Source organism: Catellatospora bangladeshensis (assembly GCF_016862575.1).
GTDB lineage: Bacteria > Actinomycetota > Actinomycetes > Mycobacteriales > Micromonosporaceae > Catellatospora > Catellatospora bangladeshensis.
The window spans coordinates 33473-60276 of record NZ_BONF01000036.1 but is presented as its reverse complement, the minus strand read 5'-3'; the positions used below and the strand labels follow the sequence as shown (position 1 = coordinate 60276).

The following is a 26804-nucleotide window of genomic DNA, read 5'->3' as shown; positions in this document are numbered from 1 at the left end:
GAGACTTCTACGCCGCCGCTCGCCAGCCGCGCAGGCGGCCAGGCAGCAGCACCGCGGCCGACACCGTGCTGAGCCCGGCCAGCGCCCACCACAGCGCGGTGGGCATCCCGGTGAGCAGGGAGGTGGCCAGCAGCGGCGACAGCGCCGTGGCACCGCCCACGAAGAACTGGTTGAAGGCCAGGTAGGAGCCCTTCTGCCGGTCCGGGGGCAGGCCGGTCAGCATGACCAGGGCGGCCTGCGAGACGGCCAGCTCGCCCAGCGTGTAGACGGCGATGCCGCCGACCAGCAGGGCGACCTGCACCTGCGGACCGGCCCCGCCGGCGAGCAGCAGCGCCGCGTACAGTGCCGCGTACGACATCCCGCCGAGGGCGAGCACGACCGCGGGCCGGAACCGGTCCAGCACCCGGCTGACCGGCAGCTGGAGCAGCGCCAGCAGGGCGGTGTTGACGGCGAACAGCAGACCGACCGTCCAGGACGGCATGGCCAGCTCGTGCAGCACGAACACCGGCATCCCGGTCTCCACGGCGAGCGCGGCCGTCAGCAGCACCGCGTTGGCGGTCGCGACGCGGATGAACGCGACGTCGCCCCACGGCGGGGCGGGCCGGCTGCGGGTGGGTCCGGCCGGCGCCGGTCCGGGCGGGGTGACGGCCCGGGTGCTGAAGTAGAGCCCGGCGGTCAGGGCCATGCCCGCCGCGTACACCGCGCCGAGGGCCACGAAGCCCGACGTGGTGTCCACGATGAACACGCCCGCGATGAGCGCGCCGAGGCCCATGCCCGCGTTGAACACCACCCGCGACAGGGCGAGCCACCGGCTGGACTGCCCTGGCGGGGCCAGGCGCAGCGCGAGCAGCGGGGCGGCGGCGTTGTCGGCCCGGTTGCCCAGCGCGAGCAGGAGGCTGAAGACCGCCAGCGGCACCACGCCCGGCAGGGCGATGAATCCGATGAAGCACAGGCCGCGCAGCACCGACGACGCGACGAGGACCGGCCGTGGCCCGACGCGGTCCACGAGGCGGCCGACGGCGAACAGGCCCGGCAGCACCGCGAGCGCGGTGACGGTCAGCACGAGGCCGACCGTGCGCAGCGGCACGCCCGACAGCTCGGTGTAGAACAGCAGACTGAACGGGTAGAAGAAGCCCATGCCGAGGGCGTTGGTGAAGCCGGCCGCGCCGTACAGCGCGACGCCCGGCCCGCGGGGGAGCACCGGGGCGCGTTCGGCGGCCTTGGCGGTGTCGAGCAGGGTCATGCCGGTGCTCCTTCCCGCCGGCCGGAGAGGAACAGCAGGTGGCAGCGCTGTTCGCTGGACGTGCAGCCGCGCGATCGTTTGGTGTCGGCGCTGCCCAGTCCGTAGTGGATGGCGCGCACCCCGGCGGCGGCCGCCTCCTCGACGAGGCGGTAGTAGAGCAGCTCGAAGTACAGCGGGGCGCCGGTGCGCTGCTGGTAGGCGTAGTCGTAGCCGGTCTGCCGGGCGTACCAGGTGTCGTGGTGGCGCAGGATCAGGGCGAAGCCGCGGACCTCTCCCTCGGCGCGGGCCACCATCGCGAACGCGTCGCCGCCGAAGCCGTCGCGCAGCTGCCGGAGCAGCGGCAGCAGCTGCGGCGGGCGCAGGTCGATGCCGTACTTGGCCAGCAGCCCGGATTCCAGCTCGGCGAACCGGTCGAGGTCGGACTGGCCGAGGGCCTCGGCGGTGACCGTGACGCCGGCGGCCTGGATGCGCCGGCGGTCGGCGGTGACGGCCTGGCGGCGTTTGCGGGGCAGCGCGGCCAGGTAGCCGTCGAAGCCGCCGGGCGGCACCTGCAGTGAGCAGTACTCCCCGGTGGTGAAGTGCCGATAGCCGCGCCGGGCGAGCACGTCGGCCAGGCCGCGGTCGTGCTCGTCGAGGTAGAGGTAGCAGACGGTCGCGGCCTGTGCCTGGCGGCCGAGTTCCTCGGCGGCGGCGGCCAGCGCCGTGACGTCGGCCGGGGTGGCGTCCGGCCCGCACAGCATCCGGGTGCTGCCGGTGTGCCGCCCACCGGCCAGCAGGGTGGGCATGAGCTGCTCGGTCGGCTCGCCCGGCAGCTCCGCCAGGAACTCGGCGGCCCCGGGCAGCCGGGACTTCGCGGCCAGCCGCAGCAGGACGTCCGGCCGGCCCAGCGCCCACGGCACGGCGGCGGTCGCGGTCGCGGTGGCCAGGCAGGCGACCGGCCTGCCTGCGCGTTCGGTCCACAGGTAGGCCATCGGGACGCCCGCGGTGGCCTCGACGACGTCGAGCCAGCGGCAGGTGAGCCAGAAGTCGGCGGGTCCGGTCAGCGCGTCCCAGGCGGCGCGGGGCAGGTCGGCTGCGTGGTGGACCATCCGCACGCCGTCGGGCAGCAGGACGGTCTCCGCTCGGGTCTGCACTGGCCACACTCCGGTTCTGAACGCATCGGTGAATTCAAGTCATTGACAGGGTGCTGACGGCTGGGCTTAGTATGTCCACGCTTGATGATATACCGAACCACGGCGTTCCATCGAGGGCCGATCGACTGCCGACTCGCCGCAACGGTGCGGCCGGGACTCCACATGCGACGGGGGATGAGTGCCATGTCTGCCACCGAGACCATCGTCAGGACAGCGACGAACGTCATCGCCACCGAACTGACGACCGAGACGCTGCTGGCGCTGGCGGGCCGGGAGATCGGCGCCATCCACGTCAAGGGCTACTACCCGGTCGCCATCGCCGCCGAGGTGGCGCAGAAGGCGATCGACCACCCCGCGCTCGGGCACTACCACAAGCAGTACACGAGCAGCGTCGGCCGCGTGTACATGCCGCACATCGACACCAAGTGGGACCCGGAGCTGACCGCGAAGTACCACGACGCCGCGCTGCCCGCCATCGCCGACGTCCGCTCGATGTTCCACCCCTACCTGGCGCCCGTGGACAAGGTGCGCCTGGACCTGCAGGAGCTGTGGCCCGCGGGAGCCAACCTGCTGCGGCTGCGGGGGCGGGCCTGCTTCGTCGGCGCCTTCCGGGTCTTCCAGCCGTCGACGTCGGAGTTCTACCCGCACAACGACGCCATCGACCAGGAGACCGACGCCCCCGAGATCGAGGGCGTCCTGAACCAGCTGGTCGCCAACATCTACCTCCAGGTCCCCGAGCGGGGCGGCGACCTGCACCTGTGGCTGCGGGAGCCCACCGCCGCGGAGACCGAGATCATCCTCGATGTGGAGGGACTGGACCCGAAGTCCGTGGAGGAACCGGTCCACGTGATCCACCCGGAGGCCGGCGACCTCATCATCTTCAGCCCTCGCATGCTGCACGCGGTGACCCCCGGACAGGGCACCCACCGCGTCGGCGCGGCCGCGTTCATCGCGTCGAAGGGCCCGGCGGAACCGCTCGTGTTCTGGAGCTGAACCAGCCACCGGCGGCTCGGCCGCCGGACCGGTACTTCGCGAGTCGACACGCAGAGGAATGCCGCATGCTCACGGGGCTGCTTCGCGCGCACGCACACGCCCACCCGGACCGCACCGCCGTGGTCGCCGGACCGGGGCGGGTCACCTACCGAGAACTCGACGACCGCGTCACCGGCACCGCCCGGCTGCTGCACGAGCACGGCATCGGGCCGGGCCGGCTCGTGGGCGTCTACCTCGACCGGACCCCGGACGCCGTCGTGGCCATGCTCGCCGCGCTCCGGGCCGGCGCCGCGTACACCGTCGTCGACCCGACCGAGCCGGTCGGCGAGAGCGCGGCCCGGCTCGCCGCGGCCGATCCCGACGTCGTGCTGGCCGCACCCTGCCACGCCGGTGAGTTCACCGGTCTCGGCCTGCCCGTGGCCCAGCCGCAGACCGGACCGCACCCGCAGACCGGCCCGGCGCCAGAGGCTACAGCCGGCGAGCACGACCCGGCGTACGTGCTCTACACGTCCGGGTCCACCGGCGTCCCCAAGGGCGTGGTGGTCTCCCACGCCAACATCCGCCACTACACCGAGTCGCTGCTCGACCGGCTCGCCATCACCGAGCCGCTCGCCTACGCCCACGTCACCACGCTCGCCGCGGACCTCGGCAACACCTGCGTGTTCCTGGCCCTGTGGACCGGCGGCACGCTGCACCTGGTCGACGACGCGACCCGCCGCGACCCCCAGGCGCTGCGCCGCTACCTGCGCGCAGAACGTATCGACGTGCTGAAGACGACGCCGTCGCACTGGGCCGCCGTGCTGCCGGGATTCGACGACGATGCGCAGGCCGGACCCGCCCTGCGCATGCTCGTCCTCGGCGGTGAACTGCTCAGCCTGCCGCTCGCCCGGCGCGTGCTCGCCTCCGGCACGGCCCGGACACTGGTCAACCACTACGGTCCCACGGAGACGACCGTGGGCGTCGCCTGCCACGTGCTCGACAGCCCGGCGCACGTCGACGGCCTCGGCGACGCGGCGTCCGTGCCGATCGGCCGGCCGCTGGGCGCCAACCGGCTGTTCGTGCGGACCGCCGACGGGCGCTTCCGGGAGCGCGACGCCACCGGGGAGCTGTACGTGGCGGGGCCCTCGGTCGCCCTCGGGTACCGCGGTGACGACGCCGCGACCGCCGCCGCCTTCACCCGCGACCTCGAACAGGCCCACCCCGGGGCCGGCCGCGCCTACCGCACCGGTGACCGGGTACGGATCAGCGCCGACGGCGTGCTGGAGTTCCTCGGCCGCGGCGACCGGCAGGTCAAGATCAAGGGGTACCGGGTCGAGCTGGGCCACGTCGAGAACGGGCTGCGCCGCCTGCCCGCCGTCGCCGACGCGGTCGTCGTGCACCGCGCCGACCGCCGCCCGGCCCTGGTCGCCGCCGTCGTCACGGACAGCCGCCGCCACGGCCCCCGGCCCGACGTGCACCGGCAGCTGCGCCAGGTGCTGCCGCCGTACCTGGTCCCCGACCGGATCGAGTTCTTCGACGCCTTTCCCCGCAACGACAACGGCAAGACCGACCACGGCACCCTGCGCGAACTGATCGAGACACGGCTCGCGCGCGGCGCCGCCCCGCCCGCCGCGCCACCGGCCGACCCGGTCCTCGCCGACGTCCGCGCCGCCTGGCAGCGGGCGCTGGGCCACCAGGCGTTCGGCGCGGACGACGACTTCACCGCCGCCGGCGGCAACTCCATCGACGCCATCACGGTGATCGGCAACCTGCAGGCCCTGGGCTACCACGTCTCGGCCGCGGCGTTCCTGGCCGCGCCGACCCCGGCGGCGCTCGCCGCCCGGCTGCGCGCGGCGGCGCACCGCGACGCGCCCGGCCCGGCCCGGCCGCCCGCGGCGGACGACGGCACCGCCCTGTCCCCGGCCCAGTCCTGGTTCTTCGCCCAGGACTTCGCCCAGCCGGACCGGTGGAATCAGGCGCTGCTGCTGGACATCGACGCCGGGGTGCGCGTGCCCGAGCTGGCCGCCGCCGTGCGGGACGTGCTGACCATGCATCCCATGCTGCGCACCGCGTTCCGCCCGCACGGCCCCGGCGGCCGGGCCCGCCGCCGCGAGGTGCGCCCACCACAGGACGTGTTCACCAGCACCGCGCTGCCCGCCGGGGAGGAGGCCGCGGCCGGGCACATCGAGCAGATCGCGGGGGACCGGCAGGCCGAGCTCAGCATCGCGGACGGCACCGTCTTCAAGGCGCACCTGTTCCGCAGCGACACCCAGGCGCACCTGCTGCTGCTCTGCCATCACCTGTCCGTCGACGCCGTCTCCTGGCGCATCCTCGTCGACGACCTCAGCCGCTGCTACGACGAGCGCTCACGCGGCGGTGAGCCCCGCCTGCGGCAGAGCGCGCCCGGGTTCGGGGCATGGGCCACCCACCTGCGCGACAACGCCGACCGGCTGCGCCCGGACCTGGCGTACTGGGACGGCCTGGACCGGCTCCCCGCATACCCGGCCACCGCCGCCGACGGCGACAACCTCGAACAGGACGCGCAGGCGGTGTGGTTCGCGCTGAGCCCGGCCGAGACCGACGCGATGACCGGCACGGCCGCGAACTGGGCGGGCGGTGCGGCGCCACACGTGATGCTGCTCGGCGCACTGGCCCACGCCCTGGCCGACCTGCACGGCACCGACGAGGTCGTGCTGGACGTCGAGAGCCACGGCCGGGCGGCGCTCGACGAGACGATCGACATCGCCCGGACGGTGGGCTGGTTCACCTCCACCTTCCCGGTCCGGCTTGCCGTCACCGCGGGCGACCTGGCCGCCACCACCAAGTCGGCGGCCGCGGCGCTGGACGGCGTGCCCCGGCTCGGCGTCGCCTACGGCCTGCACGGCCTGCCCCGCCGCACCGACGTGTGCTTCAACCACCTCGGCTCGCTGCCGCTTCCGCACACCGACGACCTGCGGCCGGTGGTGTCCCGCCACGCCGTGGGACCGGTGCGCGGCCCCGGCAACGACCGGGTCCACGGCCTGAAGGTCACCGCCCGGATCAGCGACGGACGGCTGGTCGTCGACCTGTCGTTCAGTGCCCGCAGGCACGACCCCGAGCGGATGCGGGCGCTCGCCCGTGCGATGCGGGCCTGCCTGCTGGACGCGTGCGGCCTGCCCGACAGCGCGGCGCCGCTGGTGACCGAGCGGGGATCCAGCACGGGCCTGCTGGTCCAGGTGCCGTCCGCGCTGCTCGGCGAGCCGCCCGCCGCGACGGTCCGCGCATACCGCCGCGTCCTGCTGACCGGCGCGACCGGCTTCATCGGCGCGCACCTGCTGCACCTGCTGCTCACCCGGACCGAAGCCCGGATCACCTGCCTGGTGCGCGAGAAGGCGGGCACGACCCCGCTGCAGCGCCTGCGCGACGCGTACGCCTGGCACATCCCCGGGGAAGGGCTCGACCGGTATGCCGGCCGTATCGAGGTGCTGGCCGCGGACCTGTCCGAACCCGATCTCGGGCTCGCCCCGGCCGAGCACGCCCGGCTGAGCCGCGACGTCGAGGCGATCTACCACCTGGCCGCCGACACCCGGCTGTTCGGCGAGCGCGACACCTTCGCCGCGCACAACGTCGGCTCGGTCCGCGCGCTGGTCCGCCTCGCGGCCACCGGCCGCCCGAAGGACCTGCACCACGTGTCGACCCTCGCGGTGTGCGGCAGCGGACCCGACGGCGACCCGGCCGGGTTCTGCGAGGACAGCCTCGACATCGGCCAGCGCTTCCTCAACGAGTACGAGCGCAGCAAGTACGACGCCGAACGGGTCGTCCGGGACTTCGCCGCGCAGGGCGGCGCCGGGTTCGTGTACCGGACGGGCAACGTCACCGGGCACTCGGTCACCGGCCGCTTCCAGCGCAACGGCGGCGACAGCCGGCTGGTGCAGCTGCTGCGCGCCTGCGTACGCCTCGGTCGGGTGCCCCGCCTCGGGCCGCAGACGCTGGCGCTGAGCCCGGTGGACGTCGTCGCCGCGGGCATCCTGGAGATCTCGCGCTGCGCCCGGATCCCCGGCGGCACCTTCCACGTCGACACGGCCCACCACGTCCGCTACACCGACGTGTTCGCGGCCCTGCGGGACCTGGGCTGCGAGCTGGACGAGGACGACGCGCCCGGGTTCGCCGACCTGTTCGAGCCGCACCTGTCCGGCGGTGACCCCGCGGTGCTGCTCGCACACTTCTGGGCCGGCCGTCCCGAGCGCAACGTCCGGTACGACCACTCCCGCACCCGGCGCACGCTCGCCGCGCTGGGCGTGGAGTTCCCCGTGCTGACCCGCGACTGGCTGGTCAGGCACCTCGACGGACTGCAACGGCAGGGCGAGCTGGTCCCGCCCGCACGGACAGGAGCGGCACATGGCTGACGGACGCATCGCCATCGTCACCGGGGCGTCCTCCGGCATCGGCCGCGCGGTCGCCGGGCACCTCGCCCGCGCCGGTGCCCGCGTGGTGGCCGCCGGCCGCAACGCCGATCAGCTGGGCAGGCTCGCCGACGAGCTCGCCGCGGCGCCCGGCGAGATCGTCACCGCGCCCGGGGACATGACCGAACCGGGGTACGCCGAAGGTCTGCTCGCCACCGCGGAGCGGACGTGGGGACCGGCGACGGTGTTCGTGCTGTCGGCGGGCAAAGGCCTGCCCGGCACCGTGCTGGGCTCCGATCCCGCCCGGTGGCGGGAGCTGGTCGAGGCCAACTATCTCGCCGTGCTGCACCAGCTGCGGGCCGGCGGGGCGGAGTTCACCCGGCAGGCCGCGGCCGACGGCGGCGGCCAGGCGCGCGACATCGTCGTCATCGGATCGACGGTGGGCCGCCAGGTCTCGGCGGCCAACCCCGTCTACGGCTCGACCAAGTTCGCGCTGCACTCGCTGGTCGAGGCGCTGCGCCAGGAGGTCTGCGCGCTCAACGTCCGGGTCACCCTGATCGAGCCCGGTTTCGTCCGCTCCGGTTTCCAGGAGGCGGCCGGGTACGACATGGCGTGGTTCGACCGGATCGCCGAGGAGTGCGGGCCGCTGCTGACCCCCGACGACGTCGCCGAGACCGTCGGGTTCGTCATCGACCGGCCCCGGCACGTGCACCTCGACGACATCCGGCTGCGCCCCACCCGGCAGCGAGCATGAGCGCCGCGGCCACGCGGCGACCCGAGAAGGAGTGAACCGTGCAGGATTACTTCAGCAGCCTGTTCTCGCTGAAGGGCCGCCAGGCGGTGGTCACCGGGGGCAGCTCGGGCATCGGCTGGTCGATCGCCGAGGCCCTGTGCCGGGCCGGGGCCGACGTGCTGCTCGTCGCCCGCCGGGAGCAGGCCCTGCGCGAGGCCGCCGAGGCGCTGCGGGCCGAGGGCGGCAGCGCCGCCTGGCTCAGCGCGGACCTCGGCGACCGTGCCGGGGTGCACCGGCTGGCCGACGAGGTGCTGGCCCGGCACGGCGTGCCCGACATCCTGGTGAACTCCGCCGGGATCAACCTGCGCCCGCCGCTGGACGAGCTGGCCGAGCGCGACTGGGACCTCACCCTGGCCCTGAACCTCGACGCGCCGTTCGTGCTGGGCCAGCGGTTCGGCCCGAAGATGGCCGAACGGGGCTGGGGCCGGATCATCCACATCGCGTCGCAGCAGGCGATCCGCGCCTTCGGCAACAGCGGCGCGTACGGCGTGTCCAAGGCCGCCCTGGCCGGGCTGACCCGCTCGCAGGCCGAGGCGTGGTCGTCGCGCGGGGTGTGCGTGAACGCCATCGCCCCGGGGTTCGTGCACACACCGCTGACCGAGGCCGTCTTCCGCGACCCCGTCCGCACCGGCGCGATGGCGCGGCGCACCATGGCCGGCCGCAACGGCGAGCTGGCCGACTTCGCCGGGGTCGCGGTGTTTCTGGCCGGTGAGAGCGCGGCGTACGTGACCGGCCAGACGATCTTCGTCGACGGCGGCTTCTCGGCCACCTGACCTGCCGCCGCAGCGCGCTTCTTCGAGGAGGGTTCCCATTTGTCACCGCCTGGTCCGGTAGTCGTGCTGGTCGACGCGTACACCTCGGGGCAGTACCTGCCGCCCGAGTTCGCCGCCCTCGGCGCGGAGCTGGTGCACGTGCAGAGCACCGCCGAGCTGATGCCGTCGATGCCCGCGCCGGACCTGAGCGTCTACCGGGAGAACATCGTCCACGAGGACCTCGTCAAGACCGTCGCGCAGCTGGCGCCGTACCGGCCGGTGTGCGTCATGGCGGGCCAGGAGCCGGGCGTGCTGCTGGCCGACGAGCTGGCGGGGGAGCTGGGCCTGCCCGCGAACACGGCGTCGCTGTCCGCGGCACGGCGCGACAAGTACCAGATGATCGAGACCCTGCGTGCGGCCGGACTGCACTGTGCCGGGCAGTTCAAGAGCGGCGACGTCGCGGCGCTGGCCGACTGGGCGGGGCGGAACGGCTATCCGGTGGTGGTGAAGCCGCTGCGGTCGGCGGCCGGGGACGGTGTCTTCGTGTGCGCCACGGACGGCGAGGTGCGCGCGGCAGCGGCGGCCGTGCTGGCCTCCGACACGATCTACGGCGAGGGCAACGCGGAGGCCCTGGTCCAGTCCTACCTGCACGGCCCCGAGTACGTCGTCGACATGGTGTCCTACGAGGGCAGGCGCTACCTGTGCGGGGTGTGGCAGTACCACAAGCGCCTGCTCGCCTCGGGCCGCAACATCTACGACCGCGAGCATCTGCTGCACCCCGACGAGGAGCCGGTGCCGCAGCTGGCGGCGTACGTGGAGCAGGCCCTCGACGCCCTCGGCGTCCGGTACGGCCCGTCGCACGCAGAGGTGATCATGACGCCGGACGGCCCGGCGCTGGTGGAGGTCGGCTGCCGGATCGCCGGGAACATGCACCCGGGCTTCCACGACCGGTGCGCGGGCGGCAACCAGGCCGGCCTGACCGCCCTGGCCTGGCTGCGGCCGGGGCGCTTCCTGCGCGACCACGCCGGGCGCCGGTACGGCAAACGCTGCGAGGCGGTCTGCTGCACCACCTCCACGACGCTCGACGGCGTCGTCGACCACATCGGCCGCGATGCGGTCGAGCAGATCGCCGCGCTGGAGACCGTGCACCGGTTCGACCTCAAACTGGCCCCCGGCGACCGCATCCGGCCCACCGTCGACCTCTACTCCAGCACGATGCGCATCTTCATGTGCGGTGCCGACATGGCCGCCATCGACCGCGACTACCAGCGGATCGGCGTGCTCAAGGACCGCGTCTACCGGATCAGCGAAAGTGGGTAGCCAGGTGAACACCGTCGCCGTCGCCGTAGTCCCGCGCTCGGCCATCCGGCCGGCCGACCTCGCCAAGGCCGCCGCCGCGTGCGGGCACGCGCCGGTGTTCGTGGCCGCGGCGGGCGGCCTCGACCCGGCGGAGAAGGCGGAGTACGCCGCGCTCGGGCCGGTCCTGGAGGTCGACCCCGAGCGGCCCGGCGACCTGATCGCGCGGCTGCGCGAACACCACCCGGTGGCGATCACCACGTTCAGCGAGGGCATGGTCCCGACGACCGGGGAGCTGGCCGAAGGGCTGGGGCTGCCCTATCACGACCGGGACACCGTCGCCGCGCTGACCGACAAGTGGGTCCAGCGGCGGCGGCTGGCCGAGCACGGCGTCGACACCGTGTGGTCGGCCGTGGCCACCAGCCGCCAGGAGGTCCTCGACGCGCTCGCCAGCCGGCCCGGCCCGCTGGTCGTCAAGCCCAGGCGCAGCCAGAGCAGCCGCGACACCTTCCTCGTGGCGGCGGCCGGGGACCTGCCCGCCGAGGTCGAGCCCAGCGCCGAGCGGCCGTTCGTCGTCGAGGAGTTCCTGGTCGGCATCGGCGGCGAGGACATCGGCGACTACGTCTCCGTGGAGTCGCTCGTCGTCGGCGGCGAGCCCTCGACGATCGGCGTGACGGGTAAGTTCCCGCTGCTCACGCCGTTTCGGGAGCAGGGCCAGTTCTTTCCCGCGCGCCTGTCGCCGGAGGTCCGCGCGGCATGCGCCCGCCTCGCGGCGGCGGCGGTGCGGGCGCTGGGCATCCGGCGCGGGCTGGTGCACACCGAGCTCAAGCTCACCGCGGGCGGGCCGCGGATCATCGAGGTCAACGGCCGGATCGGCGGCTACGTGACCGATCTGTACGAGCGCGCCACCGGCCTGCGGCTGCTGGAACTCGGCATGGCCGAGACCTGCGGCGAGCCGGTCACGCTGCCCGAACCGCGCGACACCGGCCCGGTCCACTTCCAGTTCGGCAACCAGCCGCCACCGGCCGGCGGGGTGCTGCGCGCCTTCCACGGGTCCGCGCAGGCCGCCTTGGAGCCGGGGCTCGTCGGCTACGCCGAGTCGGTCGCGCCCGGCGCGGAGCTGGCCCCGGGCGTCATGACGTTCTTCCTGGACTTCCTGCGCGGCCAGGCGCCCGGCCACCAGGCGATGCTGGACACCCTCGATCGCTGCCTCGCCCACCTGCAATACGACATCGAGCACCCCGACGGCACGACGCGCCGCTGGCAGGCCACCCGCGAGGGCCTGCAGCCGCCGGCCGGCGGCCGGTAACCCACTCACCAGCAACCGGGAGAGGCACATGAAGGGTTCGCCCAGCGTCAACCAGCCCAGGATCCGCGCCCTCACCAACTGGGTCTTCCTGCGCGCCGCCGGTGGCGAGGACCGGCCGGCCGTCCTGTCCGCACCGGCCTACTTCCCCGAGGTACGCGCCCTCGAGGAACGCTTCCCGCAGCTCAAGGCCGAGGTGGACGCGCTGCTCGCGCACCGGGAGATCCCCCGCTACGGCGCCTTCGACCCGGTCCGCGCCGCTCAGGTGTCGGAGGACTGGAAGCTGTACTACGCGTACATGTTCGGCCAGCCCAACGAGCTCGCCCGCACCGAACTGCCCACGCTGCTCGCCTTCGCCGAGTCGACGCCCAACGTCGTCAACGCGTTCGTGTCGATCCTCGACCCGGGCGTCCGGCTGCCCTCGCACCGGGATCCGTACGCGGGCATCCTCCGCTACCACCTGGGTGTGCGGATCCCGACCGACAACCCGCCGCGCATCCGGCTCCGTGACGAGTACTACACCTGGTCCGAGGGGGAGGGCGTGGTGCTGGACGTCAACCACGAGCACGAGGTGGTCAACGACAGCGGCCAGGCGCGCGTCATCGTGATCGTCGACTTCCACCGCCCCATGGGCTTCTTCGCCCGCCGGCTCAACCGGCACATGCTGCGCCTGAAGCGCAAGTGGGCGCCCCAGTTCGTCGACGCCGCCAGGTACGACGTCATGCACGGCGCCTGACGTCGCGGCGGATCACGTCCGCGAGCCTGCCGGGCGCACGGGCCTGCCCGGCGAGCGGGGTGCGCCGACGGCTACCTCACCCGCCGGGCATGGTGCGATGATGGCCACCGTTCCGTTCACCGCCGGCAGATGGGTGCTGTAGCGACATGGGAGTGCTGACGGTGTCCACCGTCGAGACGGCGGGCCGCCTGGTGGTGCGGCTCAGCGGTGAATGCGACATGAGCTGCAGCGACGAGCTGGCCGCGGCGCTCAGCGCCGCCATAGGGCGTTCGCCGCGGACCGAGGTCGACCTGGGCGGGCTGCGGTTCCTGGACTCCAGCGGCATTCACGTGCTCGTCACGGCACACCGCGACGCCCGAGCGCGCCAGGCGATCATGTACGTGACCCATGCGGCGGGTGTGGTGGCGACGGTGCTGGAACTCACCGGAGTGGCCGCGCTGCTGGCCCCGCCGCCGCAGGCGAGCGGTGATCGGAGTTGAACGCCGCCTACGACACCGGCCGCACCATGGGTGACGAGATGTCGTTCGCGGTCGCCACGGACCTTGCCGGCCTGCGCGGGTTCGTGCGGGACCGGGCTGTCGCGGCCGGGCTCGCGACGGCGCGGGCGGAGTTGCTGATGCTGGCCGCCAGTGAGCTGATGTCGAACACGCTCGAGCACACCGGCGACGGCGGGCTGGTGCGGGTGTGGACGGAGGCGGGCGCGGTGGTGTGTGAGGTGCGCGACCGGCGGCCACGCGGGTTCCGCCCGCCCGGCGCGGCGGTGATGCCGGCCGCGGATGCGATGCGGGGACGCGGCCTGGCGATCGTCGAGCAGGTGTGTGACGTCGTGTCCACGGCAGCCGGAGGAACGGCGGTCCAGCTGCGGATGACCCGCTGATCGTGCTGTGGCGGGCCGCTAGGGCCGCACCTGGACGGCGACCAGGCAGGTGTCGTCGAACGGGCTGGCGTCGCCCAGCAGGGCCCGCAGGTGATCCAGCGGTCTGCCGTCAGGATGGACGGCGGCCGCGGTGACCGCGGCGGCGACCTCGCGCAGGGTGTCGCCGGTGTGCTGCGCGCGGCGTTCGATGAGCCCGTCGGTGTAGAACAGGAGCAGATCGCCGGGGTGCAGCCGGCATACGGTCTCCGGGTATTCGGCTGTGGCCAGGGCGCCCAGAAGCAGGCCGTCCACCCGGGTCAGCGGCTCGGTGCGGCCGGCGTGATGGAGCAGGGGCAGCGGGTGGCCCGCCCGTGCCCAGCGCAATGTCCGGTCGGCGGGCTGGTACACGGCGATAGCGGCGGTGCCGGTGGTGCCGAGGCGCAGGCAGAGCTGGTTGAGATGGGACAGCAGCCGCCCGGGGTCGGCGGCCTCGACCGCGGTCCACCCCACCAGTGAGTAGCGCAGGTGGGCCATGGCGGTCGCGGCGGGCAGCCCGTGGCCGACGACGTCGCCGATGGCGAGCATGATCCGCCCGTCGGGCAGCGCCAGGGCGTGGTACCAGTCGCCGCCGACGCGAGCCCTGTCCTCGGCGGGCAGGTACTCGACCCACACCTCGAGGTCGGCGAGGGCGAACGGCGCGTCGGGCAGCGGCTGGATGATCTGCTGGAGCTGCCCGGTGAGCCGCTGCTCGGCCACCGTCGTCAGCTCACGTATCCGCAGCTCCTCCTGCAGCCTCTCGACGTCGGTGCGGGAGGCCTCGCGAGCCGTGACGTCCTGCACGACGCCGTACAGCTTCACCGGCTTGCCGGTGGCGTCGCGTGCGGTGTCGGCGAGCAGCCGCAGGTGCTTGACCTGCCCGCCGACCTGGACACGGATGGTCAGGTCGGAGACGAGGCCGCTGTCGAGCATCTGCCACGCGGTCTCGCGCAGCGGCTGGTCGTCGGCGACGATGTGCGCGGACTGCTCGGCGGCGCTCAGCGGGCCGAGCGCCGGGTCACGTTCGAAGATCCGGTACATGCCCGGCGACCAGCTGACCTTGCCGGTGAGCAGGTCGGTCTCGCCCCACCCGAGATTGCCGAGCAGCTCGGTCTGCTCGCGGCGGCGCTCCTGCTCGTCCAGCCTTTGCCACCACACCAGAAGCCCACCGCACACCCGGTGGACGGAGAGGTCGAACAGGGACGTGGCGATGACGCCCTCACCGTCGGCGTGGTACTGGAAGTCGGGCAGCTGCCGGGGCCGGCCGTCGGTGTAGACCTGGTGGTACAGGTCCCACAGGGGGCCGCCGACCATCCCCGGGTACAGCACGCCGAGGCGCTGGCCCAGCCGCTGGTCGCCGTCGCGGCCGGCGACGTCGTGCGAGTGCGTGCCGACCGCGGCGATCGTGAAATCGGCCGTCCGGCCCTGCTCGTCGAGCACGGGCAACAGCCACGTGCAGCTCGCCGGCACGCCCGAGAGCAGCTCCCGGACCACGGGAAGCATCGCGCGGCCGATGGCCGGCAGGTCTTCCGGACCGGCCGCGGGTGCCGGGCCGCCGGCAGGCGGCCGGCGGTCACGGGATCGGGTGTCGCCGTCCACGGGCCCTAGCGTAGACGCCGATCCGGGTGGTGTGGCGTCAGGTCGCGCACGTACGTCAGGCCCGGCCGGCCGTCCAGCACGATCTCGGCGGCGGCGGTGAACCCGTTGCGGGCGAGCACCGTCCGCGACCCGGTGTTGTCCAAAGTCGTCGCAGCGCGCAGGCTGGTCAGCCCGTAGACGTCGGCGGCCAGCTCACACACCCGGGCCACCCAGGCCGTGGCCAGCCCGCGCCCGGCGGCGGCACGGGCGATGCGGTAACCCAGCTCCGCCGCCCCGTCGGCCACGTCGATGAGATTGATCCGCCCCAGCACGGCCCCGTCGGCGTCGACCAGCAGGTGGAAGTGGCACACCCCGGCCTCCTGCTCGGCCAGCAGCGACTCGAGACGGGCCGTGAATCCGGTGAAGTACGCATCGCCGCGATCCGGGATCGACGCGGCGAAGTACTGCCGGTTCACCTGCTCGAACACCAGCAGTGCGGCGGCATGGTCGAGGCGGAGGCGCTGGAGGTCGGGCACCGGGGCAGGCTACGTGACGGGGTGCCGGCGCGCGCGAAGTTTTCCGGTCCGGCCGCCGGTCACGGCGCGGGCGCGTCGGTGAGCAGGCCGGTGAGCAGGGCGCGCAGGGTGCGCTCGAAGAGGTCGCGGTGGGGGACCGCGGCGGCGGGCGCGGTCATCGCCGCAGCCAGGTGTGGGTACGCCGCCGGATCCACCTGCCCGAGGCCGGGCGCGGGCGCACCGCTCTGCGCGGCGAACAGCAGCACGACGCCGGTCAGCATGCCGATGGCCTCGAACTTCGCCGTCGTGCCGCACCGGGCCGGGGTCAGGATGCGCAGGCACTCGTCGAAGTAGGAGAGCGTGTTCGGCCCGGGGGCAGGCCCGTGCGCGATCGCGTCGCGCAGCCAGGGGTGCCGCCGGTAGAGGTCGAGCTGGTGGCGCGCGAGCCGGATCAGCCCGTCGAGCCAGTCGCCGGCGTCCGCCGGATACGGCCGCAGCTCGCCGACGCACCGGTCGACCATCAGGTCGAGCAGGTCCTCGCGGGAGGACAGGTGCCGGTAGAGCGCGGCGGCCGACATGCCGAGCGCGGCGGCCACGGCGCGCATGGACACCGCGTCCAGCCCGCCCGTGTCGGCCAGCTCGACGGCGGCTGCGACGATCGCGTCCCTGCTGTGCGCAGGCGCGGGACCGCGCCTGCCGCGTTCGGGCCGCGCCCAGATGGACTCACCGCCCGGCGTTGTGTGATCCACTGACCCACTATAAACTGCGAACAGCGTTCACAGTTTTATGGCAGGGGAGACACGGCATGGAACGGATCACGGCACCCGACGGCGCGAGCATCGTCCTGCACACCACGGGCACCGGCCCCGGCGTGGTCCTGGTGCACGGCGGCGGCGTCACCGTCGACGTCTACCGCCGTCTCGTCGACCGGCTCGCCACCCGGTTCACCGTGCACGCCTACAACCGGCGCGGCCGGGCAGACGCCCCCGCCCGCCGCGAGCCGTACTCGATCGAGCAGGAGGTCGAAGACCTCGGTGCGGTGCTGGCGCACACCGGCGCCCGCGACGTCATCGGCCACAGCTACGGCGGCTTCATCGCCCTGCGCGCGGCGCTGCGCCTGCCCGTCGGCCGGCTGGCCCTCTACGACCCCGCGCTCGCGATCGACGGCACACCCTCGTGGGCGTACCTCGGCGCCGTCGACGAGGCGCTGCGCGAGGGTCGGCTCGCCCGCGCCGTCGCCCTGGTCGGGGCGGGCGTCAACACCCACAGCGCGATGTCCCGCTGGCCGCTCTGGCTGCGGACCGCGATCTGCGCCGCGTTCCTGCGCACCCCCGTCGGCCGCGGCATGGGTGAGCTGCTGCCGATGACGATGTCCGAGACCCGGGAGGTCGCCGCGCACGACGGCCCGGCCGCGCAGTACGCGGGCGTGACGGCACAGGTCCTGCTCGCCTGCGGCGACGACGCCCCGGCGTACTTCGCCGCGCACATCGACGCCCTGGCTCAGGTCATCCCCGGCGCCCGCACGCTGCGGGTGCCGCGCGCCCGGCACGACGCCATCGCGATCGCGCCCGCGCGGCTGGTCGACCCGATCGCGGAGTTCCTGGCCGCCCCGCAGGCCGCGGCCCGCTGACCGCTTAAGCAGACGGGTGGCGCCTGGCCCTGGCCCGCCCGGCCGGGGTACGCGGGCGCAGGCACGCGTACCCCGTCGCGGTGAACCGGCGCGGCTGCTCGTCCCACCAGTCCTCGTCGGGGGACTCCGTGGCCAGCAGCACGTCAGCGCCCGCGGCGTGGATGGCCGCGCGCACCGCTGCGGGCGGCCGGGCGACGCACAGCTCGACCCCGTGGCGCAGCGCGGCCGCGCGGAACATGGTCAGCGTCGCGATCCCGGCCACGTCGATCGCCTCGACCTCGGCCAGATCCACGGTGAGCCGGTCGGACTCGAACCGTTCCAGGGCCACCGCTATCGCCTTGCCGAGCAGGTGCGCGGTCGTCGCGTCGAGCCAGCCGCGCACCGTCAGGTAGAGGCCCGACGGTGCCGCGTACAGGCGCAGGTCCAGTGACTCGCTCATCGCCGCCGCTCCAATGAGGGGGATGGGTGACCGTGGCTCTCCCAGTTGCCCCCGGACGGCATCGCCAAACCCCACTCCGGTAACAGCTGTGTAACGTCCCCTGAGCCACCCCTGACCGGCACTCGGGGACGTCCCCGATGGAGTGCGGCTCCGCCGCCCGCCACAGTGAAACCGTGTCCAACCGGGAACGTGCCGCGCTCATCGCCCGGCGCTCGCTGCTCACCGCCCTGCCACTGGCCGGGCTCGCCGCCGCCGGGCTGGTGCTGCGGGGCAGCCCGCCGGCCGCCGCCACGGTGGACGACGCGGTCGACCGCGCCACCGCCGCCGGTGACGTGCTCACCCCGTGGGGCCGTACGCCGCCGCAGGCGGCCGGAGGCACCGGCGTCACCGTGACCCCCGACGGCGAGGTCGTCCTGCTGCACCGGGCCGGGGCCCCGTTCGCCTCCGGGCAGCCGATGACGGCCGACCCGATCGTCGTGCTCGATCCGGGCACCGGCGAGGTGCGCCGTTCCTGGGGCGCGGGGCTGTTCCGGTCGCCGCACGGCGTGTCCGCCGCCCCGAACGGCGACCTCTGGGTCACCGACGTGATGACCAACAAGGTCACCGTCTTCGGCCGCGACGGCACGCCCCGCCGCACCCTCGGCCACGACTACGGCACCGGCCTCGACACCTGCCTGGCCGTGCGCAACGAGCTGACCAACCTGCCCTGCACCGGCGACCCGTACATCTTCGCCCGCCCGACCGACGTCGCTCCCGGCGCCGACGCGGCCTACGTCGCCGACGGCTACCGCAACTCCCGGGTCGCCCGGTTCGCCGCGGACGGCACGTTCGCACACGCCTGGGGCGAACTCGGTGACGCGGCGGGCGAGTTCAGCATCCCGCACGGCATCGCGCTGCGGCCGGACGGCGTCGTCGCCGTCGCGGACCGCCGCAACGCCCGCGTGCAGCTGTTCACACCCGACGGCGGCCACCTGGCCACGCACGCCTCCGGGCAGCTCGGGCGCCCGTACGACGTCGCCTTCGGCGCCGACGGCACCCTGCTCGCCCTCGACGGCGGCGACGCCCTCGACGAGGACGGCGGCCGCCGCCGCGGGTACGTGGTCGCGCTGGCCGGCGACGGCACCGTCACCCGCCGCTGGGCCCTGCGCGACCAGGACGCCGACCCGCACCAGCTCGCGGTGGGACCACACGGCGAGCTGTACGTCGCCGCGCTGACCGGGCCGCCCCTGTGGCGCTGGACGCCGTGACGGCCCCGCTCAGGACAGGACCATCCACCGCCGCCCGTCGATGAGCTCGCGCGCCGCGTCGAGGTGCCCGGCGTGGCAGGCCGTCTCCGTGATCACGTGCAGCAGGATCTCGCGCAGGTCACCGAGCCGCCAGTCGCCGAACTGCCCGTCGGGCCACCACGCGGGCGGCGCGTCGGCGCGCAGCGTGCGCACCGCCGCGTCGGCCAGCTCGATCTGCCGCCGGTATGCCTCCAGGACGACCTGCGCGGGCACGTCGTCGCCGACCTGCCAGGCGTCGGCGGTCTCCCGCAGGGCGGCGATCGCGGCCGGGTCGCCGCCCGCCACCGCACGGAACCAGAACAGCTCCACGTCGTGCGTCAGGTGCTGGATCAGCCCCAGACAGCTCCATCCCGACGGCAGCACCGGGCGGCGCAGGTCGGCCTCGGGCAGTCCCTCCACGATGCCCAGCACGTGCCGCCGCTGCCCGTGCAGGCACGCCAGCAGCGACTCGATCTCGGTGTCGACCGGGGCGATGGTCATGGCGTCCTCCTAGGACAGCTCGGCGGCGCGCTCCAGCAGCGCCAGGCGTTCGGGTTCGCTGTTGGCCAGCGCGGCGGCCGCTCGGAACAGCGCGGCGGCGCGGGCGGGGTCGCCGCCGCGCGCGGTGAGGTCGGCCTCGGTCGCCACCGCGTACGGGTCGCCGTCCAGCGCCCCGTCCGCGCGAGCGCGGGCCAGCAGGTCCAGCCCCGCCGCCGGGCCGTACGCATACCCGTGCGCCACGGCCCGGTTCAGCTCGATCACCGGGTCCGGCTCGTCCTGCGCGAGCGCGTCGTAGCAGGCGGCGATCCGGGCCCAGTCGGTGCTCTCGACGGACGCGGCAGTCGCGTGGCAGGCGGCGATGCGGGCCTGCAGCGCGTACGGCCCGTCCGCCCGTATCCGGTCCAGGATCGCCACCGCCTCGGCGATGGCGGCGGAGTCCCAGCGGCCGCGGTCCTGCCGGTCCAGGCTGAGCAGCCGCCCGTCGGCGTCCCGCCGGGCCGCCCGGCGCGAGTGGTGCAGCAGGAACAGCGCCAGCAGCGCGGCGGGCTCCGGCTCGGCCGGCATCAGCTCGTGCACCAGCCGGGCCAGCCGCACGGCCTCGTCGGCGAACGCCGGCTCGCCGCCCGGGTCGTAACCGCGCGTGAACAGCAGATACAGCACCGCGAGCACGCCCGGCAGCCGCTCGGCCAGCGCCGCGCCGCGCGGCACCCGATACGGGATGCGGGCCTGGGCGATCTTCGTCTTCGCGCGGGTCAGCCGCCGGGTCATGGTCGCCTCGCTCACCCGGAACAGCCGGGCGACGTCGGCGGTCGGCACCCCGCAGATGGTCCGCAGCGTCAGCGCCACCTGCGCCTCCGGCGCCAGCGCCGGGTGGCAGCAGGTGAAGACGAGCCGCAGCCGGTCGTCCACCACATCCTCCTGTACGGCCGCGGGCGGGGTGAAGTCGGTGAGCATCGCCAGCTCGCGCAGCTTGCGCTGCTCGACCGTGGCCCGGCGCAGCACGTCCACCGCCCGGTTGCGGGCCGTGGTCATCAGCCAGCCGCCCGGGTTGCCCGGCACGCCGTCAACCGGCCAGCGTTCCACCGCGGCGGCCAGCGCGTCCTGGGCACAGTCCTCGGCCAGCGTCCAGTCGCCGGTCACCCGGATGAGGGCGGCGACGATGCGCGGGTACGCATCGAGCGCCGCCTCGGCGACCGCGGGATGTGCCGTCGTCACTGCTCGAAGTCCGCCAGCGGGCGCAGCTCCAGCCGCCCGCCCCGGGCCATCGGGTGGGCACGCGCGACCTCGATCGCCTCATCCAGGTCGGCGCACTCGAGCAGGTCGAACCCGACGATGACCTCCCGCGTCTCGGCGAACGGCCCGTCGGTCACCAGCAGCCGCCCGTTGCGCACCCGCACCGTGGTGGCCGCCGACACCGGCGCGAGCTGGTTGCCGAACACCCGGCGCCCCGCGGCGTCGTTCTCCGCCACCCACACGTCGATGTCCGGCTCGTTCTCCTTGTCGGTGTCCGGCTCCAGGTCGGTGCACACCAGCATCATGTACTTCATCTTGGGCTCCTTGATCGTCGTGACCTCACCATGGTGACGAACAGCCGGACCGGTTCCGGACACCCAACCCAAAGATTTCTCTCCCGCGCTGATCTTGCGCGGAATGTGGGGACGACACGCCCTATCCGGACATATCCCTAACAGTTGGCGCAAGATCGTCGCGATCATGACGGTGGACGGTCGGGCGGCGGGGTGGTTCGCGGGGGAGCGGTAGCCTGGCGGCGTGTTGCGCCTGCTCTCCGTCACGCCCTCGCCCGAACTGCCGCTGCAGGCGGCGCGTGCGCTGTCGCGCGGCGCCATCCTGCCGCTGGGCCTCGTCCTCGTCGCGATCGGCGGGTTCCTGCTGTGGCGGGCCGGGCGGGCGTCGAACCCGTCCCGGACCGAGGAACGCCGCGGCGGGGTGGCGTTCCTCGTCATCGGTGCGGTGATCGGGGTGTACGGGCTGATCCGGGTGTGGCTCGACTAGCCGGTCAGGCGGCGGCGCCGTCGTGCCCGTGCAGGCCCTTGAAGGTGTCGGTCTGGATCGCGTCACCCGGCACGCCGGTGTTGCGCAGCTGCTCGACCACGCCGCTGACGAACCCGTCCGAACCCGCGACCATGTACTGCGGGGCGGGCTCCAGGTCCGTCACCCCCACCAGGGCGTCGGCCAGCCCCTCCCGGCCGACCCGGTGGTACGCGATCGGCATGGCCGCGAACTCCGCGCTGTACAGGTAGTCGGCGCGCCCCGCGTGGACCAGCACGACCGGCGTCTGCGGCCGATGCCGCTGCAGATGGCGCAGGATCGACCGGAACGGCGTCACCCCGATGCCGCCGCCGATCAGCACCAGCGGCCGCGCCGGGTCCTCGGGCAGCTCCAGGTGCCCGCCGATGCCGAACACGTGCAGCTGCGCCCCCGGCTCCAGTGCCTGGAAGTGCAGCTGGAACGGCGACCCCGAACTGTGGTCCAGGGTGAACCAGACCTCGTCGTCACCGGGCGCCGACGCGAACGAGATCTCCCGCACCGGCTTGGTGAACTGCCGCAGCAGCTTCGGGAAGAACAGGTGGCCGTACTGGCCCGGCGCGAACTCCAGCGGGCGCTGCGCGCCGAACCGGTACGTGTGCACGGCGCCGTACTCGTGGGCGCTGCCGATCAGGTGCAGCCGGGCCATGAGGCGTCCTCTCGCCCGCCCGGCGGGCAGCGGCCGGCCCGTGCGGGCTAATCCGACGCCGGCAGGACGTTCTGGTTGTGGTGGAACAGGTTGCCGGGATCGTACCGCCGCTTGATCTCGGCGAGCTGCGCGTACCCGGCGCCGAAGTTCTCGCGTACCCGCCGCTGGTCGTCGTCGGACGCGAAGTTGATGTATCCGCCCTGCTCGGAGAACGGAGCGAGCGCGTCGTAGTAGTCGCGGACCCACCGGATGTTGGCCTCGTTCTGGGCCGGGTCCGGCCACATGCCGGCGATCACGCACGCGAAGTTGGCGTCGCGGTGCCCGAACGCCGTCGCGTCCGGCGCCACGTCGTGGCACGCGCCGTTGATCGGGTAGAGGTGCATGGTCGAGTTCACCACCGGCACCTTGGGGCCGTGCTCCAGGTGGGCGGCGATCGCGTCGTCGGTCAGGTCCTTGACGAACACGGCCTTCCAGTAGTGCTGCAGCCCTCGCGGCACCAGCGCGTCGAACGCGGAGTTGAGCGCCGCGTACGGCATCGGACCGACGTGCTGCGCCACCGGGGTGGCCACCTCGCGGAAGCGGGCCAGCAGGCGCTCGCCCTTGCCCATGTCCCCGGTCCAGCAGGACACCAGCGCCAGGAACGGCTCGCCGACCCGGTTCTCGGGCACGAACGGCAGCGGCGGCGCGATCTGCCAAGCCGGGAACCCGCCGTACTCGCGCGGGGCCTCGGCGATGAACTCGCGGAAGAAGCGCAGCACGTTGGTGGCGTCGCTGAGCTCGAAGAACATGGGGCCGCCGAAGATGTCGCCGACCGGGTGCACCCGGAACTCGAACTCGGTGACGATGCCGAAGTTGCCGCCACCGCCGCGCAGCGCCCAGAACAGGTCGGCGTGCTCGGTCTCGTCGGCGTGCACCAGGCTGCCGTCTGCCAGGACGACGTCCGCGGAGATCAAATTGTCGCAGGACAGGCCGTAGCGGCGGGTCAGGTAGCCGATGCCGCCACCCAGGGTCAGGCCGCCGACGCCGGTCGTGGAGATGATGCCGCCGGTGGTGGCCAGGCCGTACGGTGCGCCGGCCTCGTTGAACATGCCCCAGGTCGCGCCGCCGCCGACGCGGGCGGTGGAGGTCGAGGGGTCGATGACGACCTGGGTCAGGGCGGACAGGTCGGCGACGATCGCGCCGTCGGCGGTGCCGAAGCCGGGGACGGAGTGGCCGCCGCCGCGTACGGCGAGGTCGGCGCCCTGCTCGGCGGCGAACCGGACGACCGTGCGGACGTCGTCGGTGTTCGCGCAGCGTACGACGGCGGAGGGCCGCCGGTCGATCATGAAGTTGTAGACGCGGCGGGCTTCCTCGTAGTCGTCGTGACCCTCGGTCACCACGAGTCCGGTCACCTGCTCGCGCAGCGCGGTCACGGCAGCCGTAGACATGGATCCTCCCTGGCAGTTCCGGGCCCGGACCAATCCATGCTATGCGGGGCTGGGGGGAAATAATCTGTTTTGCCCGGGAGGTGCCCGCCCGCCCCCGCCTTGCGATAGACGGGGTGGGCCGGGCGCTGGGCGAGGTGGTGCGGGAGTGCCTGCTGCTGGACTTCCCGCGCATCGAGGAGCACCTCGGCGCGAAGGGGCCCTGGTCAGTCGGCGGCCGATCAACCATTCACGACCGAAGGCCGCGCTCGGGCGGTGCGGGCGGGCCGTCGGTCGGTCCGGATGGACGATCGCGACTTCGTGTCGGCTCCCCGGCTTACGTCGAGGGGACGTGCTCCTTGCCGTCGGCCGGCCGGTCGGCGTTGCGAGGCCGCGCCCGGCGGCGCGAGTTGATCTTGTCTTGCAGGTGCGTCACCTGGCTCGACAGCCGGGTGAGTTCGGCGATCAGCCCGGCGGCGCGCTCGCGCAGCTCGGCGAGCACCTCGCGGGTCGGCGGCGGCTCGGCTTCACCGGCGTGCTCCGGATCCGGCCGCCCGTGTGGTCGCACTGCGTCCCTCGTGTCCGTCATGTTCACCTCCCGTGCGGATCGTCGTCTGCCCGCGTCCGGCGTCGGTGAAACGTCGCTGTGATCCAGGTCACACACTTCGTCGCCGGATCAGCGGAGCAGCCCCGCGATGATGTTGATCGCGCCCGCCACGATGACCACGCCGAACAGGTATGACACCAGCCCGTGCACGATGATCGTGCGCCGGATCCGCGGATCACGGATGTCGGTGTCCGACACCTGGTACGTCATGCCGATGGTGAAGGCGACGTACGCGAAGTCGAGGTAGTCGGGCTGCTGGGACGGCGGGTCGTTGAAGTCGATGCCCGGCCCGCGCGGCGCGTAGTGCAGGTCGGCGTACCGCAGCAGGAAGATCGTGTTGACCACGGCCCAGGAAAGCAGGATCGTCAGCACGGCCAGCCCCGCCAGTACGCCCTTCTGCCAGCCGGTCTGCTGCGCGGCCGTGGGCAGCGTGGCCGCCACCGCCAGAATGCTGCCGAGGCTCGCGGCGACCAGCAGCAGCGCGGCCGCGCCGCGGGTGTCGTCGTCGCGGGCGGCGTGGCGGCGGGTGGTGTGCGCGTCGGAGGCCAGCACGATCGGCCACACCGTGGCCAGGAACGTCAGGGCGGTGGCGTCCCAGCCGCCGACGATCGCGAGCTGCCAGGGCGCGAACCGCAGCACCACCGCGCCGACGGCCAGCCCGGCGCACACGGCCAGGGCGGCGCGGCGCAGCGCCGGGGCATGCCGGCCCAGCAGCCGGTGGTACACCGTCATATGCCGCCGACTATAGTCCGGGTCGTGCGCGGAGGACGGCGTTCGGCGATCTCGCGGTCCCTCCGCGCCACGAGGCGGCGGACGGCGGCCCGCCGCCACCGAAACCGGCGGCGGCGGGCCGGTCCGGTCAGGACGCGGGCTCGCCCGAGGGGGCGGTGAGGGTGACCCCGGTGGCCACCGGCGTGCCGAAGTTCGGCGTGCCGTCGGCGTTCCAGGTGAACTTCTGCGCCCGGGTGGAGCGGTTCATGTCGCAGCCGCCCGACGACGAGCTGTTCGCGTGGTACACGATCCAGTCCTCGGTGCCGTCCGGCGACTTGAAGAAGCCGTTGTGACCCGGCCCGTAGACGCCGTTGGCGTTGGAGCGCTGGAACACCGGGTTGGGGGACTTCGTCCACGACGACGACAGCAGCGGGTCGCCGGTGCCGTTGTACGTGATCATGCCCAGCTTGTAGTCCGGCGTGGAGCAGTGGCTGGCCGAGTACACGATGAAGGTCTTGCCGTTGCGCTGCAGCACCTCACCGCCCTCGGCGACCGCCCCGCCGACCGTCTCCCAGCTGTAGGTCGGGGTGACCAGGGTGCGCCGGGTGCCGCTGGCGGTCCACGGGTTGCTCAGCGGCCGGATGAACAGCGGCTGCGAGCCGTTGTAGAACGTGCCCAGCAGGTAGAGCTGGCCGTTGAGCTGCAGGATGCTGGGGTCCAGCTCCCAGGTGTTGTTGGCGGTCGGGTCGAGCATCGACGCCTTGAACGTGTACGGGCCCATCGGGTCCGTGCCCGCGCTCTCCAGCACGTGGATGCGCTGCGTGCCCAGGTTGTACGGCTCCTGCCCGGCGGTGTAGTAGAAGTACCACCGCAGCCCGTTCGGGCCGTTGAGCAGGAAGAACTCCGGGGCCCACATGGTGCCGGCGCCGTTGGGGTTGGTGAGGTTGAAGATGACCTGGTCCTGGGCGGTGGACAGGCCGCGCAGGGTGGTGGCCCGGCGCATCGTGATGGTGCGGTTCCAGGTGGTCGTGGCCAGGTAGTAGTACCCGTTGTAGTAGGTCATCCACGGGTCTGGTCCCTGCGCCTTGAGCGGGTTGGTGAACGTGTTGGTGGTCCCGCCCGAGGTGATGGTCCAGGTGAAGGTGGCGCTTCCGCTGACGCCGCCGCTGGTGGCCGTGGCGGTCACCGTGTACGTCGCGACGGTGGTCGGCGTGCCGCTGACGATGCCCGTGGCGGAGTTGATGCTCAGCCCGGCGGGCAGCCCCGAGGCCGACCAGGTGTAGCCGCCGCTGCCGCCGGAGGCGGACAGGGTGAGGCTGGTGGCCGTGTTGACCGTGGTGGAGCGGTTGCCCGGGTTGGTCACGGTGACGGTGGTGCCGTCGCTGACATGTCCGGCGAGCCGCCAGACCCGGCTGGTCGCGGTGCTGCAGGGCAGCTGTACGAGGCCGGTGTTGGCCGCCGAGGAGCCGCCCGCGGGCACGATGCACTTACCCGAGCCGACCGAGACGACGTTGAACGTCTTGTCCGAGCCGACCGCGGTCAGCCGCCACCGCTGGTTCGGGTTGGTGTGGCAGGGCCACTGGATGATCGTGGCGTTGTCGGCGGTGGACGCGCCGTTGACGTCGACGCACTTGCCCGTCGCCGGCATCACGATGGTGTACGTGTCCGTGGCCCCGGACACCGGGGTGAAGGTGAACTGCTGGTAGTTGGCGCCGTTGCAGCCCTGCTGGGTCAGCTGGAGCGCGTTGGTGGTGCTGCCGCCGGGCAGCGCGGCGCAGTTGCCGCCGTTCTGATTCACGGCGGTCGTGGTGAACGTGACGATGGCCGCCGCGGGCTGCGGCACCAGCAGCACGCCGGCGGCGACCAGCGGCACGGCGAGCAGGGCGAGGCGAGGGGAGCGTCTCACGATGAGGATTCCTTCGGTGGATAGGCGGCAGTGTCGACAGACCCTGCGG

26 protein-coding genes are annotated in these 26804 nt (G+C 73.4%); 12 read left to right on the top strand and 14 right to left on the bottom strand.

Annotated elements, in window-relative coordinates; genetic code table 11:
• Window positions 1-7: 7 nt before the first annotated feature.
• The gene (locus Cba03nite_RS28300; RefSeq protein WP_203752485.1) at window positions 8-1243 is read right to left on the bottom strand and encodes an MFS transporter; all 1236 of its coding nucleotides are present in this window, start codon (window positions 1241-1243) and stop codon (window positions 8-10) included.
• The gene (locus Cba03nite_RS28295; protein WP_203752481.1) at window positions 1240-2376 is read right to left on the bottom strand and encodes a GNAT family N-acetyltransferase; all 1137 of its coding nucleotides are present in this window, start codon (window positions 2374-2376) and stop codon (window positions 1240-1242) included. The genes Cba03nite_RS28300 and Cba03nite_RS28295 overlap by 4 nt, the downstream gene beginning before the upstream one ends.
• Before the next feature lie 183 nt (window positions 2377-2559).
• Between Cba03nite_RS28295 and Cba03nite_RS28290 the strand changes: the two genes are divergently transcribed.
• From Cba03nite_RS28290 to Cba03nite_RS28250, 9 genes are all read left to right on the top strand, one after another.
• Complete coding sequence (locus Cba03nite_RS28290; RefSeq protein ID WP_203752478.1) at window positions 2560-3369, top strand: 2OG-Fe(II)-dependent halogenase WelO5 family protein; 810 nt, start codon at window positions 2560-2562, stop codon at window positions 3367-3369.
• Window positions 3370-3434: 65 nt separating this feature from the next.
• The gene (locus Cba03nite_RS28285) at window positions 3435-7733 is read left to right on the top strand and encodes a non-ribosomal peptide synthetase (RefSeq protein ID WP_203752475.1); all 4299 of its coding nucleotides are present in this window, start codon (window positions 3435-3437) and stop codon (window positions 7731-7733) included.
• Window positions 7726-8484, top strand: coding sequence for an SDR family oxidoreductase (locus tag Cba03nite_RS28280; RefSeq protein ID WP_203752472.1), 759 nt, complete (start codon window positions 7726-7728; stop codon window positions 8482-8484). Before Cba03nite_RS28285 ends, Cba03nite_RS28280 begins: the two co-directional genes overlap by 8 nt.
• 38 nt (window positions 8485-8522) lie before the next feature.
• Window positions 8523-9296 carry an SDR family NAD(P)-dependent oxidoreductase gene (locus tag Cba03nite_RS28275; RefSeq protein WP_203752469.1) on the top strand — a complete coding sequence of 258 codons (774 nt, stop codon included), beginning with the start codon at window positions 8523-8525 and terminating at the stop codon, window positions 9294-9296.
• A gap of 39 nt (window positions 9297-9335) precedes the next feature.
• Entirely contained in the window at window positions 9336-10595 is a 1260-nt protein-coding gene (locus tag Cba03nite_RS28270) for an ATP-grasp domain-containing protein (protein WP_239126066.1), read from the top strand.
• A 4-nt stretch (window positions 10596-10599) separates the two neighbouring features.
• On the top strand, window positions 10600-11880 hold the full coding sequence (locus Cba03nite_RS28265) for an ATP-grasp domain-containing protein (RefSeq protein WP_203752466.1): 1281 nt from the start codon (window positions 10600-10602) through the stop codon (window positions 11878-11880).
• A gap of 28 nt (window positions 11881-11908) precedes the next feature.
• Window positions 11909-12613: an aspartyl/asparaginyl beta-hydroxylase domain-containing protein gene (locus tag Cba03nite_RS28260; protein ID WP_203752463.1), complete on the top strand. Its 705-nt coding sequence runs from the start codon at window positions 11909-11911 to the stop codon at window positions 12611-12613.
• Window positions 12614-12759: 146 nt separating this feature from the next.
• Window positions 12760-13092: an STAS domain-containing protein gene (locus Cba03nite_RS28255; RefSeq protein WP_203752460.1), complete on the top strand. Its 333-nt coding sequence runs from the start codon at window positions 12760-12762 to the stop codon at window positions 13090-13092.
• A complete protein-coding gene (locus tag Cba03nite_RS28250; RefSeq protein WP_239126065.1) occupies window positions 13089-13490 on the top strand; it encodes an ATP-binding protein in 402 nt (133 codons plus the stop codon). The genes Cba03nite_RS28255 and Cba03nite_RS28250 overlap by 4 nt, the downstream gene beginning before the upstream one ends.
• Before the next feature lie 18 nt (window positions 13491-13508).
• On the opposite strand, the gene Cba03nite_RS28245 is transcribed toward Cba03nite_RS28250, so the two are convergent.
• From Cba03nite_RS28245 to Cba03nite_RS28235, 3 genes are read right to left on the bottom strand one after another with little or no spacing between them, the layout of a single operon-like run.
• Complete coding sequence (locus tag Cba03nite_RS28245; protein WP_239126064.1) at window positions 13509-15104, bottom strand: PP2C family protein-serine/threonine phosphatase; 1596 nt, start codon at window positions 15102-15104, stop codon at window positions 13509-13511.
• A gap of 5 nt (window positions 15105-15109) precedes the next feature.
• Entirely contained in the window at window positions 15110-15619 is a 510-nt protein-coding gene (locus tag Cba03nite_RS28240) for a GNAT family N-acetyltransferase (protein WP_203752457.1), read from the bottom strand.
• Window positions 15620-15678: 59 nt separating this feature from the next.
• Window positions 15679-16347: a TetR/AcrR family transcriptional regulator gene (locus Cba03nite_RS28235; RefSeq protein WP_203752454.1), complete on the bottom strand. Its 669-nt coding sequence runs from the start codon at window positions 16345-16347 to the stop codon at window positions 15679-15681.
• Between the two features lie 56 nt (window positions 16348-16403).
• On the opposite strand from Cba03nite_RS28235, the gene Cba03nite_RS28230 reads away from it, so the two are divergent.
• Window positions 16404-17228, top strand: coding sequence for an alpha/beta fold hydrolase (locus Cba03nite_RS28230; RefSeq protein ID WP_203752451.1), 825 nt, complete (start codon window positions 16404-16406; stop codon window positions 17226-17228).
• 4 nt (window positions 17229-17232) lie between these two features.
• Here the strand turns inward: Cba03nite_RS28230 and Cba03nite_RS28225 are convergent, their stop codons facing one another.
• Window positions 17233-17667 (bottom strand): STAS domain-containing protein, encoded by a 435-nt coding sequence (locus tag Cba03nite_RS28225; RefSeq protein ID WP_203752448.1) that lies wholly within the window; start codon window positions 17665-17667, stop codon window positions 17233-17235.
• 215 nt (window positions 17668-17882) lie between these two features.
• Between Cba03nite_RS28225 and Cba03nite_RS28220 the strand changes: the two genes are divergently transcribed.
• Window positions 17883-18914 (top strand): peptidyl-alpha-hydroxyglycine alpha-amidating lyase family protein, encoded by a 1032-nt coding sequence (locus tag Cba03nite_RS28220; protein WP_239126068.1) that lies wholly within the window; start codon window positions 17883-17885, stop codon window positions 18912-18914.
• A 9-nt stretch (window positions 18915-18923) separates the two neighbouring features.
• Here the strand turns inward: Cba03nite_RS28220 and Cba03nite_RS28215 are convergent, their stop codons facing one another.
• The 3 genes from Cba03nite_RS28215 to Cba03nite_RS28205 are packed head-to-tail and all read right to left on the bottom strand — an operon-like array spanning window position 18924 to window position 20980.
• The gene (locus Cba03nite_RS28215) at window positions 18924-19433 is read right to left on the bottom strand and encodes a DinB family protein (protein ID WP_203752442.1); all 510 of its coding nucleotides are present in this window, start codon (window positions 19431-19433) and stop codon (window positions 18924-18926) included.
• A gap of 9 nt (window positions 19434-19442) precedes the next feature.
• Window positions 19443-20648 carry an RNA polymerase sigma factor gene (locus Cba03nite_RS28210; protein WP_203752439.1) on the bottom strand — a complete coding sequence of 402 codons (1206 nt, stop codon included), beginning with the start codon at window positions 20646-20648 and terminating at the stop codon, window positions 19443-19445.
• Entirely contained in the window at window positions 20645-20980 is a 336-nt protein-coding gene (locus Cba03nite_RS28205) for a YciI family protein (RefSeq protein ID WP_203752436.1), read from the bottom strand. The genes Cba03nite_RS28210 and Cba03nite_RS28205 overlap by 4 nt, the downstream gene beginning before the upstream one ends.
• A gap of 223 nt (window positions 20981-21203) precedes the next feature.
• On the opposite strand from Cba03nite_RS28205, the gene Cba03nite_RS28200 reads away from it, so the two are divergent.
• The gene (locus Cba03nite_RS28200; protein ID WP_203752433.1) at window positions 21204-21446 is read left to right on the top strand and encodes a hypothetical protein; all 243 of its coding nucleotides are present in this window, start codon (window positions 21204-21206) and stop codon (window positions 21444-21446) included.
• Window positions 21447-21450: 4 nt separating this feature from the next.
• On the opposite strand, the gene Cba03nite_RS28195 is transcribed toward Cba03nite_RS28200, so the two are convergent.
• The 5 genes from Cba03nite_RS28195 to Cba03nite_RS28175 form a co-directional block, all read right to left on the bottom strand.
• Complete coding sequence (locus Cba03nite_RS28195) at window positions 21451-22128, bottom strand: FAD-dependent oxidoreductase (RefSeq protein WP_203752430.1); 678 nt, start codon at window positions 22126-22128, stop codon at window positions 21451-21453.
• A gap of 47 nt (window positions 22129-22175) precedes the next feature.
• Window positions 22176-23555: an FAD-binding oxidoreductase gene (locus Cba03nite_RS28190; RefSeq protein WP_203752427.1), complete on the bottom strand. Its 1380-nt coding sequence runs from the start codon at window positions 23553-23555 to the stop codon at window positions 22176-22178.
• 313 nt (window positions 23556-23868) lie between these two features.
• A complete protein-coding gene (locus tag Cba03nite_RS28185) occupies window positions 23869-24120 on the bottom strand; it encodes a hypothetical protein (protein WP_203752424.1) in 252 nt (83 codons plus the stop codon).
• 87 nt (window positions 24121-24207) lie between these two features.
• Window positions 24208-24870, bottom strand: a complete 663-nt coding sequence (locus tag Cba03nite_RS28180; RefSeq protein WP_203752421.1) for a DUF1345 domain-containing protein — start codon at window positions 24868-24870, stop codon at window positions 24208-24210.
• A 127-nt stretch (window positions 24871-24997) separates the two neighbouring features.
• Window positions 24998-26755: a family 43 glycosylhydrolase gene (locus Cba03nite_RS28175; RefSeq protein ID WP_239126063.1), complete on the bottom strand. Its 1758-nt coding sequence runs from the start codon at window positions 26753-26755 to the stop codon at window positions 24998-25000.
• Window positions 26756-26804 lie beyond the last annotated feature (49 nt).